The sequence below is a fragment of the Bacillus sp. FSL K6-2861 genome, assembly GCF_038630725.1.
GTDB classification, from domain to species: Bacteria; Bacillota; Bacilli; order Bacillales; family Bacillaceae; genus Bacillus; species Bacillus velezensis.
Map to the genome: position 1 here is coordinate 299,462 of NZ_CP152037.1, position 13,250 is coordinate 312,711.

General features: G+C 48.2%; 12 protein-coding genes. 8 read left to right on the forward strand and 4 right to left on the reverse strand.

Going from position 1 to position 13,250, the window contains the following annotated elements; genetic code table 11:
- Positions 1 to 31: 31 nt before the first annotated feature.
- Together lmr(B) and NYE62_RS01510 are read right to left on the reverse strand one after the other, a co-directional pair.
- Positions 32 to 1,471 carry a lincomycin efflux MFS transporter Lmr(B) gene (gene lmr(B), locus NYE62_RS01505; protein WP_032865253.1) on the reverse strand — a complete coding sequence of 480 codons (1,440 nt, stop codon included), beginning with the start codon at positions 1,469 to 1,471 and terminating at the stop codon, positions 32 to 34.
- A 36-nt stretch (positions 1,472 to 1,507) separates the two neighbouring features.
- A complete protein-coding gene (locus NYE62_RS01510; protein WP_015416737.1) occupies positions 1,508 to 2,074 on the reverse strand; it encodes a TetR/AcrR family transcriptional regulator in 567 nt (188 codons plus the stop codon).
- Positions 2,075 to 2,251: 177 nt separating this feature from the next.
- On the opposite strand from NYE62_RS01510, the gene NYE62_RS01515 reads away from it, so the two are divergent.
- The 4 genes from NYE62_RS01515 (at position 2,252) to NYE62_RS01530 (ending at position 6,477) form a co-directional block, all read left to right on the forward strand.
- Entirely contained in the window at positions 2,252 to 3,367 is a 1,116-nt protein-coding gene (locus NYE62_RS01515; RefSeq protein WP_144664461.1) for a type II asparaginase, read from the forward strand.
- A gap of 195 nt (positions 3,368 to 3,562) precedes the next feature.
- Positions 3,563 to 4,207, forward strand: a complete 645-nt coding sequence (locus tag NYE62_RS01520; RefSeq protein WP_007409033.1) for a triacylglycerol lipase — start codon at positions 3,563 to 3,565, stop codon at positions 4,205 to 4,207.
- A gap of 136 nt (positions 4,208 to 4,343) precedes the next feature.
- Entirely contained in the window at positions 4,344 to 5,414 is a 1,071-nt protein-coding gene (locus tag NYE62_RS01525) for a helix-turn-helix domain-containing protein (RefSeq protein WP_015416739.1), read from the forward strand.
- Positions 5,415 to 5,544: 130 nt separating this feature from the next.
- Positions 5,545 to 6,477 carry an aldo/keto reductase gene (locus tag NYE62_RS01530; protein WP_007609226.1) on the forward strand — a complete coding sequence of 311 codons (933 nt, stop codon included), beginning with the start codon at positions 5,545 to 5,547 and terminating at the stop codon, positions 6,475 to 6,477.
- 43 nt (positions 6,478 to 6,520) lie between these two features.
- Here NYE62_RS01530 and NYE62_RS01535 read toward each other — a convergent pair whose 3' ends face one another.
- Positions 6,521 to 7,516: a DUF5105 domain-containing protein gene (locus NYE62_RS01535; protein WP_015416740.1), complete on the reverse strand. Its 996-nt coding sequence runs from the start codon at positions 7,514 to 7,516 to the stop codon at positions 6,521 to 6,523.
- Positions 7,517 to 7,642: 126 nt separating this feature from the next.
- Between NYE62_RS01535 and NYE62_RS01540 the strand changes: the two genes are divergently transcribed.
- Both NYE62_RS01540 and NYE62_RS01545 read left to right on the forward strand, forming a co-directional pair.
- A complete protein-coding gene (locus NYE62_RS01540; RefSeq protein WP_144664556.1) occupies positions 7,643 to 9,043 on the forward strand; it encodes a YcdB/YcdC domain-containing protein in 1,401 nt (466 codons plus the stop codon).
- Positions 9,044 to 9,243: 200 nt separating this feature from the next.
- Positions 9,244 to 10,602 (forward strand): YcdB/YcdC domain-containing protein, encoded by a 1,359-nt coding sequence (locus NYE62_RS01545; protein ID WP_094032898.1) that lies wholly within the window; start codon positions 9,244 to 9,246, stop codon positions 10,600 to 10,602.
- On the opposite strand, the gene NYE62_RS01550 is transcribed toward NYE62_RS01545, so the two are convergent.
- Complete coding sequence (locus tag NYE62_RS01550) at positions 10,599 to 11,102, reverse strand: M15 family metallopeptidase (RefSeq protein ID WP_060563028.1); 504 nt, start codon at positions 11,100 to 11,102, stop codon at positions 10,599 to 10,601. The two genes, NYE62_RS01545 and NYE62_RS01550, sit on opposite strands and share 4 nt — an antisense overlap.
- A 109-nt stretch (positions 11,103 to 11,211) precedes the next feature.
- Between NYE62_RS01550 and NYE62_RS01555 the strand changes: the two genes are divergently transcribed.
- Both NYE62_RS01555 and NYE62_RS01560 read left to right on the forward strand, forming a co-directional pair.
- Complete coding sequence (locus NYE62_RS01555; RefSeq protein ID WP_061861129.1) at positions 11,212 to 12,333, forward strand: Rap family tetratricopeptide repeat protein; 1,122 nt, start codon at positions 11,212 to 11,214, stop codon at positions 12,331 to 12,333.
- 115 nt (positions 12,334 to 12,448) lie between these two features.
- Positions 12,449 to 13,228, forward strand: coding sequence for a glucose 1-dehydrogenase (locus NYE62_RS01560; RefSeq protein ID WP_094032899.1), 780 nt, complete (start codon positions 12,449 to 12,451; stop codon positions 13,226 to 13,228).
- Positions 13,229 to 13,250 lie beyond the last annotated feature (22 nt).

Consider the following 13,250-nt stretch of genomic DNA (forward strand, 5'->3'; position numbering starts at 1 on the left):
ACAGCAGACTCACGGGGAGCCTGCTGTTTTCTTATGAGTGATTCACTTTGACCCGTTTCATAAAGAAGGCGCTGATCAAGCCGATAACAGCGACAATCATCGCGAAGATAAAGGCGTGCTGGACGCCCGCAATCAGCGCGTGAGAGTATGCGGAAGGATCATTCGGGTTTTTCACGGTGCTCATATAATTCTTCTGCCCGGCTGCCATGATGCTGACCGCCACCGCAGTGCCGATTGCGCCGGCCATCTGCTGGAGCGTATTCATAATGGCCGTTCCGTCCGGATAAAATTCCGGCGGCAGCTGGTTTAAGCCGTTCGTTTGCGCCGGCATCATGATCATGGAAATGCCGATCATCAGGCATGTGTGGAGCACGACGATGAGAATGGCCGTTGAAGTGCCGGTAATGTTTGAGAAAAACCAAAGTACGGCGGCCGTGATGACAAACCCGGGAATGACAAGCCACTTCGGTCCGTATTTGTCAAACAGGCGCCCCGTCACCGGAGACATAAAGCCGTTTAAAATACCGCCCGGCAGCAGGATGAGTCCGGACGTAAACGCCGTCAGCATCAGTCCGCTTTGTAAATACATAGGCAATAGAAGCATTGTTGATAAGATAACCATCATACAGATAAATACAATCACGACACCGAGAACAAACATCGGATAGCGGAAAGCGCGCAGATTCATCATCGGCTGCTTCATTGTCAGCTGCCTGATGGAAAATAAGATGAGCGCGATCGCACCGACAGTGAGCGAACCGATAACCGTCGGGCTTGACCAGCCGTCTGATCCTTCGCCCGCATTGCTGAATCCGAATACGATGCCGCCAAACCCGATCGTAGACAGAATAATGGAAAGCACGTCAATTTTCGGTTTTGTAATGTCAGACACGTTCTGCATGTAGGCGATGCCGAATAAAAGAGCCAACACAAGAAACGGCAGAGAAATCCAGAAAATCCAATGCCAGTTCAAATGCTCTAACACAAGCCCTGAAAATGTCGGACCGATCGCAGGAGCGAACATGATGACAAGCCCGATCGTCCCCATCGCCGCTCCGCGCTTATGCGGCGGAAAGATGACGAGGATTGTATTAAACATCAGCGGCAGCAGCAGCCCGGTTCCTAAAGCCTGCACGATTCTCGCCGCCAAAAGAAACGGAAAGCTCGGCGCAAGCGCTGCAATCAGCGTGCCGATAATGGAAAAAGCGAGTGAAACGATAAACAGCTGTCTCGTCGTAAACCATTGCAAAAGCAGACCCGATACCGGGACAAGAATACCGAGAACGAGCAGATAGCCCGTCGTCAGCCACTGGACGGTCGCAGGAGTGATATGTAACTCCTTCATCAGGTCAGTCAGGGCGATATTCAGCGCCGTTTCACTGAACATGCCGATAAACCCTGCCGTCAGTAAAGAAATCATGATCGGCATGACTTTATATTGTTTGGAAGGCTGAGCGTTTTCCAAAATCATTCTCCTCTCTTTCTATACGTACATGTCTCTCGTATTTTATGTCTTCAGCAGGTTCGGGATTTGTTTAGAAATATGGAGGATCGGCATTTTGTCTTTTTTGGCTAAGGACACAATGATGCCGCCTTCTATCATGGCATTTAAAACAGTGCTGATTTCCGCCGCTTTCTCATCAGAAAAACCGGCTGATCTCAATTTGCCCGCGAACAGATTCTCCCATTCCTGATAAGCGCTTTGACAGGCCTGCCGGAGCTTTTCGCTCTTTAAAGCAGTCTCGGCAGCCAGTAAACCGACAGGAAACCCTTCAAAGTTTTCCGGACATGTGAATTGGCTTGATAAGTCCTGTAAAAACGCTTGAATGCTTTCCGCAGGATCAGGATGGGCATCAAGGCTTTCTTTTATTTTCATACGGATATAATGGCTCATTTCATTGACAGCCTCAATGGCGAGCTGCTCTTTGCCGTCCGGAAAATGATAGTAAAGAGAACCTTTCGGCGCACCGCTTTCTTTAATAATCTGATTCAGCCCCGTGCCGTAATACCCCTGAAGCTGAAACAGCCTGGTTGCCGCGGCGAGGATTTTTTCACGAGAATCTCCATAGCTCATAATGTTCCCACCTTACTGATTTTTGACAAATTTAAAATATAGTGACTGGTCTATTATCTTGATTTCACATGACGGTGTCAAGGTTTTTTAACGGTTATTTTCTTCGGGAGGTTGCCTGACAAGCGCGTTGACCGGTGAGAGGAAAATCTTCATAAATAAAGAAAAGGAGAGAAAAGAATGAAAAAACAATTTATGCCCTTCATTACATTTATCACGGCTCTGCTCTTCATCGCGGCCGGCTGCTCCCAATCTCCTCAAGCGAAAGAAACACCGCCCCGGATGGCAGCCGCAGCCTCAGCGAAAAAAGACGGACTTCCGAATGTTAAAATTCTTGCCGCCGGCGGCACAATTGCAGGCGCTGCTCCTTCAAAGACGTCAGCTACGGAGTACACGGCGGGGGCAATCGGAGTTGACGCCCTGATTCAGGCCGTTCCGGAGATAAAAGAGGTCGCGCATGTGAGCGGAGAACAGGTTGTGAATATCGGCAGCCAGAATATGAATAACGAGACACTGCTGAAACTTGCAAAACGGGTAAACAAGCTGCTCAAGTCTGATGATACAGACGGCATTGTCATTACACATGGAACAGACACACTTGAGGAAACCGCCTACTTTCTCAATCTGACGGTCAAAAGTGACAAGCCCGTTGTTGTCGCCGGGTCAATGAGGCCGTCCACGGCGATCGGAGCAGACGGGCCGTCCAACTTATATAACGCTGTAAAAACAGCGGCTGCGCCTGATGCGAAAGGTAAGGGGACGCTTGTCGTATTAAATGACAGAATCGCTTCGGCGCGCTATGTGACAAAAACCAATACAACCGCGGCAGACACATTCAAATCGGAAGAGATGGGTTATATCGGAACAATTGCTGATGACATCTATTTTAATAACATCATGACCCGAAAGCATACGAAGGATACAGATTTCAAGATAGATAAACTTGATAAACTGCCGCAAGTCGATATTATATACGGCTATCAAAATGACGGAAGCTATCTCTTTGAAGCTGCCGTAAAATCAGGGGCGCAAGGCATTATTTTTGCAGGCTCGGGAAACGGCTCAATGTCTGATGCGGCGCAAAAAGGCGCCGTAAAGTCGGTCAAAAGCGGGCTGGCGGTCGTCCGCTCCACAAGGACGGGAAACGGAACGGTAACACCTAATCGAGAGTATGAAAAAGACCATTTGACAGCTTCAAACTCTCTCAACCCTCAAAAAGCGCGGATTCTGCTGATGCTCGCGCTGACAAAAACGCATGACCCTAAGCGGATTCAAACCTATTTCAATGAGTACTAGGAGAAGAGAACCGGGTGTTCTCTCCTTTTTTTGTTTGCCGTATTAAAGTATAAGTGTGCTTTCGGGAAAGGGGCGTCTTTCTCATTTTTCCGCCTCTTTTTCAATTGTTGAAAACAGTAAAAAATACTCTATTTTTTCCTTTTCTTCTCTAATAAAATGAAAATTGCAAAAAATTACATAACAGGAGGAAAGTTCATGAAACAAATCAAAAGCAAAATCCTAGCGATCCTTACAGTCTGCATGCTCTCCGTCATTTCCGTATTTGCCTTCCAGCCGACCGTATCGAAAGCCTCCTCAGAGCATAACCCGGTTGTCATGGTCCACGGAATCGGCGGGGCGTCCTTTAACTTCGCGGGAATCAAAACGTACTTGGCATCCCAAGGCTGGTCAAGAAATGAGATGTACGCCATTGATTTTCTGGACAAAACCGGAAACAACAGACACAATGCACCGAGACTGTCCAATTACGTGAAAAAAGTGCTCAGCGAAACAGGTGCGAAAAAAGTCGATATCGTCGCGCACAGCATGGGCGGCGCCAACACGCTCTATTACATTAAAAATCTTGACGGCGGAGACAAAATCGCAAACGTCGTCACACTGGGCGGAGCGAACGGCCTTGTGACCAACCGGGCGCTTCCGGGGACTGATCCGAACCAAAAGATTTTATATACATCGATTTACAGCTCAGCGGACTTAATCGTCCTGAACCCGCTGTCACGGCTGATCGGCGGGAAAAACGTGCAGATTCACGGTGTCGGACACATCGGACTTTTGATGAACAGCCAAGTAAACGGGCTGATTAAAGAAGGTCTGAACGGCGGCGGACAAAATACAAATTAACAGTTTCAAAGCCCCGGAGAATGAGAATATCCCGGGGTCTTTTTTTCTTCCATATTCTTTTTTCGCCGTAAACCAAGCCCTCTGAAGTTATTTTTGTTAAAATAATAAAGTTATATCAGAATTCGGAGGGTTTATTGTGGGAAAAGTGAAAAGAAATGCCCCTTGCCCATGCGGCAGCGGGAAGAAATATAAAAAATGCTGCGGAAGCAAAGAAGCTGCCATTCCGGCAGACATCGCGGCAAAAGAAGCGAAACAGATTCAGGAAAGCCTAATGGAGTACGCCTTTACAGCACATAGAGACGGCATATCATCATTTATTAACCAGCACGCGTTCATTACGGAGCTGGACAGACAGACAAAAGACATCGGAGTCTTCAACCTCGGCATCTGGGGAATTTTCTTCCGTCCGCTGGCAGGCGGCAAGACGATTTTTGAAGAATATCTTCAGAAAAAAGCCGGCGGCATCAACCGCCCGAAAACACGGGAAATCGTTGAATCATGGAAAAGCATGACACCTGCCGTTATGGTGCTTGAAGATGTGAAAGAAGGAATGATTCACTTTGAAGATGTGATGACGAAAAAACAATTCAAAGTGGAAATGGACGTCAGCCAGCAGGATCTTCCGCCGGCGGGAAGCCTGATTCTCGGCTATCCGATCCACGAAGCGGAAAAAGCGGAGTTCTTCATGCAATTTACGATCTTCCCTGTGAAGCGGACCGAAGCTCTAATCAGCAAAGTGAAAAAGGCGGCTGCCCCGGCTCTTGCGGAAGGAAAATCGCCTGAGCGCTTTATGCAGGACAACTTCGACATTGTGCTGGCCGCTCTTTTAGGAACGGCGGAAGAGCCTGAGCAGGCTGCTGAAGAAAAACAGACAGAGTGGGCCAACGACATGGAGAAGGAAACGGCAGACGCCATTGAAAAAGGCCTGAGCGGGGATGAATACCCGGCTGAGCTGGTTCCGGCCGTTATTGATCTGTGGAAAACGTTCTGTGTCAAAAAAACACCGACGATCAGAAAGCCTGAAGCTTTCGCGGCGGCGGTCGAATATTACGTAAACAGCATTTCTCTGAACGGCGCGTCCGTTTCTCAAGCGAAGCTGGCGAAGAAGTACGGCGTCAGCGCCTCAACGATTTCCAGCCGCTATAAGGAAATCGAGGGTGCTCTCACGGATGAAGCCGAACGCTTCGCCGCAGCTCTGACATCTTAATACACAGCCAAAAAAACCTTGAAGGGCAAACGCTTTTCAAGGTTTTTTCTGTAGATAGGCTCTCAGGCAGGATAATTCTTACCGTCTATCTAATACTAAACAGAGCGATAAAAAGAAGGGAGCCTGAGCCATGGATGAGACACGTACGCTGGGCAGGACGGATTTACGGGTAAAGCGTATCGGTTTTGGCGCAAATGCGGTCGGAGGACATAATCTGTTTCCGAATCTTAATGATGAAACGGGAAAAGAACTCATCCGCACAGCATTGGACGGCGGCGTCAATTTTATTGATACGGCGTTTATATACGGTTTGGGGCGTTCCGAAGAGTTAATCGGTGAAGTTGTCGCAGAGCGCGGCGTGCGGGACAGCCTCGTGATTGCGTCAAAAGGCGCGCATAAAGAAGTCAACGGACAAATCGAGCTGGACAACAGCCGTGAATTTCTCCGGAGTGAGGCGGAAAACAGCCTGAAGCGGCTGAAAACAGACGTGATTGATTTGTATTACGTCCACTTCCCTGACGGCAAAACACCGCTCTCCGAAGTGGCGGGCACGCTAAAAGAACTGAAGGACGAAGGGAAAATCAGAGCAATCGGCGCGTCCAATCTCAGCTTCCGGCAATTGCAGGAGTTTAACGCCGACGGCTATTTAGAGGTTTTTCAATCGGAATATTCACTGATTCAGCGTGAGGCGGAGCATGATCTGCTGCCTTATTGTGAAAAGAACGGCATTTCCTTTATTCCTTATTTTCCGCTTGCTTCCGGCTTGCTGACGGGAAAGTTTACAAAAGACACAGTCTTTGAGGACAGCCGAAAGAACAGGCCGCCGTTTCAGGGGGAAGCTTTTCGCCAAAACCTGGAGAGAGTGGATAAGCTTCGGGCCGTTGCGGAGGAAAAAGGGGCGCAGACAGCGCATATCGCACTCGCGTGGCTTCTGTCGCAGCCGGCAGTGGATGCGATCATTCCCGGAGCCAAACGCCCCGACCAGCTGAAACACAATCTGGACGCGCTTCATGTGCAGTTAACCGAGGATGAGGTTCAATATATCAGTGACATCTTTAAGTGAAAATAAAAAAAGGAAATAGCCTGGGCTATTTCCTTTCTTGTTGTCAGGACGTTTTCAAAAACGCTTCTGTCAATCCTTCCAGATCGGCGTCTGTATCCAGATACCACTGGCCGCGGGCGTTTTTCTTCATCTCGATTTCTCTTGTAACGGAAGAAGAAGCCGGTTTCAGGCGCATAAACTCTTCCGGATAGACAGAAAGCAGGTGGCTGACAATTTCGTTTTCATCAGCATCAGGGTGCTTTCCGGCATAGTCTTGCACGCGGTCTTGCAGCTGGCCCGCAAGCGGAGACATATCAAGCGGCGTCACTTTTGCTTCAAGGACGGCTTTTTTGCCTGACATGGATTTGGTATGCACCTTGAGCTCTGTGTTATCCCGAAGCGCTGATGACATGGCGTCAATAATAGCGGAAATGGCTTTTGAATCCGCCTGTTCTTGTGAAATGCCTGCAGAAGCGATAAAGCTGGCTTTCGCCGATTCCTGATATGCGGCGGCCGTCATTTTTTCATTTACACCGGTCAGGCGGGTGAAATCTTTATTGTGCTTGCCGTACAGCATCACATCAATGTATGCGGATAATGCGTCCGCCGGGTCAGGTTTTGCATTTGAGGCTGTGCCTTTGACTTTCAGTTTATAAGATAAAGGCTTCGCGTCTTTTGCCTGCGGCTGATATACCAATTCATAGGATTTGCCTTCGTCAGCCGTGAAGTACAGATTGCCCGTCACTGTCTTACCGGCATGAAGCGTGCCGCTCTGCATCAAGTCTTCCTTATCGGCCTTGGCTGTTTTCGCGTCATCCTGATAAAGTGAGAAGTCGCTGCTTTTGACGGTAAGCGGGTCTTTGCCCGTATTTTTGACGGTGACCGTTACTTTCAGCGCGGCCGGATGTTCAGTATCGTCTGAAGCGGCCCATGCCGTCTCTTTTATTTTCACTTTCGCCGTGCTGCTTTCCTGGCCGCCGCTCGTTTCGCTGCTGCATGCGGCGGTAAATGCCGTGAGAAGCAGAATGAAAAACACGGCGCTCATTTTTTTGATGGACATCTGGTTTACCCCCTGTTGTTAATGATTAATTCGATAGTCATGAAGACAGACAGGTTAATTATACTAGTTTTGTATAAAAGAGTCTTGGTAATCATCAATCTTTTTGGAAGAAAAGGAAGTGTTATGATGAATAAAGAAGAATTGAAACAGCTGGCTCTCCGAATCGGAAACGTACCTGCCCGCTACGAGAGTAATGTGGAAGAATACCAGGAAGATGAGGTTCTGTTTTGGTGGGAAGATAAGAATGATCCGGAAGCCGGCATCATGGTCGAATTAGACCGGGAAGGAAAACTGAAATACTTATCCCGTCCGGCTTTCCAGACTGATCTGCCGGCTCTTTCGGAATCGGACATAGAAGAACGGATGCGGGCGTTTTTAGAAACCCATCGTCCGGGGGCATTGGCTGAGTTTGAACCGGAAAAAAACGGACCCGCAAATGATGGCGATGTGAGATATTCCTATGTTCAGATGGCTGACGGTCTGCCGCTTCCGCTGACCGGGTTTTACATCGACCTGGCTGTGACAGGGGAAGTAACCGGCTTTTCTTACCATGGGAAGGCCGATGATCTGTTAAGACCGGAGACAATTGCGGACAAGCGGGAAGCATTGGCTCACTTTGTCAAACATATTGAAGCAGAGCTGTTGTTCACCGTCCTGCATCAGTCCGTCTATGTGCAGGGGGATGACAAGCCCCATCTCGTCTATGAAATCGTGTCTCCGACGCGGCCGATATCGGCCGACCTGAAGGAAGAGAATGCAGAATTAGACGAATATGAAGAGCTGGAAGACGGCACGCGGCCGTATGTCCCGATTTCACGCCCTGCACCTGAAGCGGAAAAGATGAGCATCAATGACATGATCGGGCTGCACGACGGTTTTTATAAAGAGAGGGAAAGCGATCTTGGAGAGGGCTGTATCGGCATTGCCTGGCGTCCTGAAAAAACAAAATCCGTGCGGGAAGATAAAAGCTTTGAAAGTCTGTTTAAAGAACGGAATGAACACGTATTGAAAACAAGATATGATAAAGAATCGGGCCGGCTCACCGGGGTGATGTCATTTATAAAAGTTGAAGGTGAATCGGTGTTTTCCGAGGAAGAATGCCATCACATGGCCATCCGCTTTTTATTCGCCATGTTTCCGGAAGCGGATCAGTATTTCCGGGTTCAATATGATGAACCGGATGATGAAGGAGAAAACGTGGGACTTACATATAAGGCTTGTTCGGGCGGCGTTGATTTGCGATTCGGAGAGGGAAGAATCTGTGTCAGCAAAAAGACGGGTCTTGTCACTTTTTATATGCCGCCGGAAATTGATCCGAAAGAGCTCGAGGAAATCGATCCCGTTCCTTCATTGACAATGGAAGAGGCGAAGGACGCGATCCGCCGGGCCATCAAAGCAGAGCTCGCTTGGGACCATTGTTACGATGACGGCAGCTGCGGAAAAGTGTACAGGCTCGTATACAAGCCGGTTTTCCCGCAGTTTATTGAGGCTCATACGGGAGAAGCGATCACGAGTTTAATAGGCTGAAGGTCATGGGCGTCCGTCCCGGGGCTTTCACGGGGAATGTGACATTTGTATGAAAAAGTGCCGCTCAGAATACGGCTCTTTTCCCTCTTTGCTAAAAATAGACACATAAAAGGCACTTTCTTCCCTTTAAAAGGATAAGGACGTTTTTATATAATAAAAAACAGTTCTTTTTTATACACTCTTCTGAAAGGATGACCCCATTGCTGAAAGAACATCTAAGAAAAAAAGCGCTGGATATCGGGAACATACCGCCGCACTATGAGCTTGAAATAGAAGATTATGATGAAAAACAAAAAATGAGAGCCTATTATATATGGAAAGATCGTAACCATCCGGATAAAACGGTCACGATTGAGCTGGGCGACGACGGATCTTTGCTTACCTATTCACGCAACGACTGCCCGGGTTCAGACATGAAGCTGTCAGACGCCGAATTAAAGCTGACGGCTCTTCGGTTTGCGGCGAGACACCGCCCGCTTACTTTTATGAATTTCATCTTTCAGGCGAGGGAAGAACGCAATGGGTGCATCCGATTTATCTATACAAAAAAAGTGCTCGGCCGGCCGCTTCCCGATTCAGGTTTTTTCGTTGATGTAACCAGGAGCGGCTTCGTCGTGCAGTTTATCTATTACGGGGATAAGGGTGAAGCGCCCGTCCCGGAAACATTCGTCGATCGGGAAAAAGTCGTCTCGCATTACATGAGTGTGCTGACATTCAGTCTCGTCTATGATGTGGTCAATTTTGAGAAAATACCGCGTCTCGTCTATGAACCGATTCTGCCGGCTTACAGCTATCCGGCCGGTGAAGATGATATCGTGCCGGATCAGCAGCTTTGCGAAGACAGGAATGAGCCGGCAAAACCGCTTCCCGCGTTTGAACATAAACGGGAAATCAGCCTGGATGAATTAATGGGGTTTACCTCGGATATGGTTCAGACGCGCCGGCGCGATCTCGGGGATGAGATCGGAACGACATGGCGGAAAGGGTCGGTTCCGGAACGGAAAGATTTGAGTATCGAAAGCTATTTTGAAAGCAGCAACAAAAATACAATGAAGATGAAAACGGACAAAAAGACAGGGAAAATGACAGCCTTTAAATCTTTTATTGAGCATCAGGGCCCGGCCTTTTATTCTGCGGAAGAGTGTGAGGCCGTCGCGCTTCAATTTTTATACAAACTTTATCCGAGAGCGGACGAGTTTTTTAAAATGAACCCGGTGAAAACGGACGGAAGGGGCAGGTTCCGCTTCCATTTTTCCATATGGCATCAGGATATTCCGCTGCGGTTCGGCGCTGCGAGAATACTTGTCAGTCCCGTAACGGGGCTTGTGGAAGCTTACATGGCGCCTGACATTGACCCGGAGCAGCTGGAGAAGATCAATCCGGTCCCGGCCGTTACTCCCGAAGAAGCAAAGGCCGCTTTTTTATCCGATTTCCATCTGCGGCTGGAGTGGCAGCGCGATTTTACGCCGTCCGGCAATGAAGGATATAAGCTTGTGTACAGGCCTGTCTATCCTCCGTACATTGATGCGCAAAAGCGAAAAAAGAAAAGGTTTTATTAGCCAGGGATCATTTGTAAATGAGGATAATCTTTAAAGCCTCTCCAATCGCCTCCCCAATCAAAACCGAGCGTTTTGGCAATCGATACGACCTCAAGCCAATCGGGCGTGCCGTTTCGGTTTCCGTCGTACGTCATATCCCAAATTAGGCTTCCATCCTTTTTTTGCAGGGCGAAGTCGATCGCAAGGCCGTAATTGTGGTAAGATTCCCCGCCTTTTGCGTAGGTGACGATATTTCCTTTTTTTGAACGTCCTTGACGGTACAATTCGTTTTGTTCCTCAATTGATCTGAAACCCTCTGTGATAACGACGGTGATGCCTTTTTTCAGAGCGGCCGTCTGCAATAGCTCCGCATTCTGTTTCACGAGCGGATGAAGAGCGCTTGGAATGGCTCTATCTTGTAATGCCGTCTGCGGCCTCAATTCTTTCTGCACATAGGAAAAACATAGGTCTGCGGAAAAGAAGAGGATCAAAAGCAGCGCAATTCTGACTGGTAGTTTCATGGTGAATTCTCTCTTTCTTTAATTGATTAAAATCTTTGTTTGCTCACTGCCATAAATTTGCTATGATAAAATATAACATAATTAGTAGCCGGAGGAAGGAGGCAAATCTATGAAATCCAAGATTCCATCTGAAGAAGTGGCCGTAAAGATGAATGAATGGTATAAGCTGATCCGCGCGTTTGAAGCCGATCAAGCTGAAGCGCTGAAGCGGGAGATTCAATATGAACTCGAAGATATGGAAGAGAACCAGGATTTATTGTTGTATTTTTCATTGATGGAATTTCGGCACCGCATCATGCTGGATAAATTAAAACCCATGAAAGACGGCGACTGCCAGCCTCCGTTCTCTGAAATGCTCACTGAGATTGAGATGAACCAGCAAAAGCTGACCGGCTTACTGGAATATTATTTTTACTATTTCAGGGGAATGTATGAATTTAAGCAGAAAAACTTCATCTCAGCGATTTCTCATTATAAGCGGGCTGAGGAAAAGCTTGAATATGTGGAAGATGACATAGAGAAAGCCGAGTTTCTGTATAAAATTTCTGAGGTGTACTATCATATCAAGCAGACTTTCTTTTCGATGAATTACGCGGGGCAGGCGCTTGATATTTACAAGAAATATGAATTATACGGAATGAGAAGGGTGCAGTGCAAATTTATCATTGCCGGAAATCTGATGGACGCCCAGCAGCATAAAAAAGCGCTGGAATACCTCAAATGCGCCTTGGAACACGCGGAGCGGCTTGATGATCAATATATGATTGCTGCGGCCTATTATAATATCGGGCACTGTATGTACAGTCTGGGTGATTTTTGCAAGGCGGCGGAGGATTTTGAACGGGCGGCTGCCGGATTTGAAGCACACAGCTTCCGGCAGGTCATCCAGGCTGTTTTTTCACTCACGCATATCTACTTTAAAACGGAAAAATACAGTGAAGCCGCCGCCAGCTGCGCGCGGGGCATGAGAAGCGCGGCGGAGTGGGAAGATGAGATCTATATGACGAAATTCCGTCTGATTAAAGAGCTTTATCAGGGGGAAGGCGGACAGGATTCGCTCAAAGAGTATTTTGACATTCTGGAATCAAAAGAGCTGTTGGCTGACACAGAGGAACTGCTTCAGGACGCGGCTCATTTCTTTCATCAACGGGAGAACTACAAAGCGGCATCTTATTTTTTCAGCAGGCTTGTCGGCGTGCAAAAAAGGCTGCAAATGAACAACTACGCATAATGAAAAAAAGAACGAGGGAGCTTCGGTTTCATCGTTCTTTTTATGATTCCTTTTGTTTTCAGCCGATTAAAACCGGGTACATGCTCTGTATTAACATCAGGGAGGAAATGAGACAATGTATCAGGATTTACAGGGAAAAACAGCGATCGTAACAGGTTCTTCGAAAGGAATCGGAAAAGCCATTGCCGAACGCTTCGGCAAGGAGCGGATGAATGTGGTTGTGAACTACCTCGGTGATTCCGCCGGAGCGGAAGAAGCGGCGGACATCATTGAGAAAGCGGGAGGCCGAGCCGTCACCGTAAAAGCCGATGTATCCTCAGAAGAAGGGATTCAGGCGCTGTTTGATGCCGCCCAGGAGCATTTCGGGGGTGTGGACGTGATGGTCAACAATTCCGGCTTTAACGGGGCCGAAGCGATGCCCCATGAAATGAGCTTGGAGGATTGGCAAAGGGTCATCGACGTCAACGTGACCGGCACCTTTTTGGGGGCGAAAGCGGCACTGAAACATATGCTCGATCGCGGCAAAAAAGGAACGGTCTTAAACATATCGAGCGTTCATCAGCAAATACCGCGTCCTGAAAACGTGCAGTACTCGGCATCCAAAGGCGGAATCAAAATGATGACGGAAACGATGGCGCTCAATTACGCAGACAAAGGCATCCGGGTGAATGCCATCGCTCCCGGCACGATCGCCACGGAGTCCAATAAGGATCTGGAAGATGAAACACATAAACAGGCCCAGCTGAAAAAAATTCCGATGAACGCCTTCGGAAAACCGGAAGAAGTCGCCGCGGCCGCCGCATGGATGGTGTCGGAAGAAGCGAGTTACGTAACCGGAACGACACTTTTCGTCGACGGAGGCATGACGCTTTATCCGTCTCAGCTGGAAAGTTAAAAGAGGAGGGGAAACCTTCTCT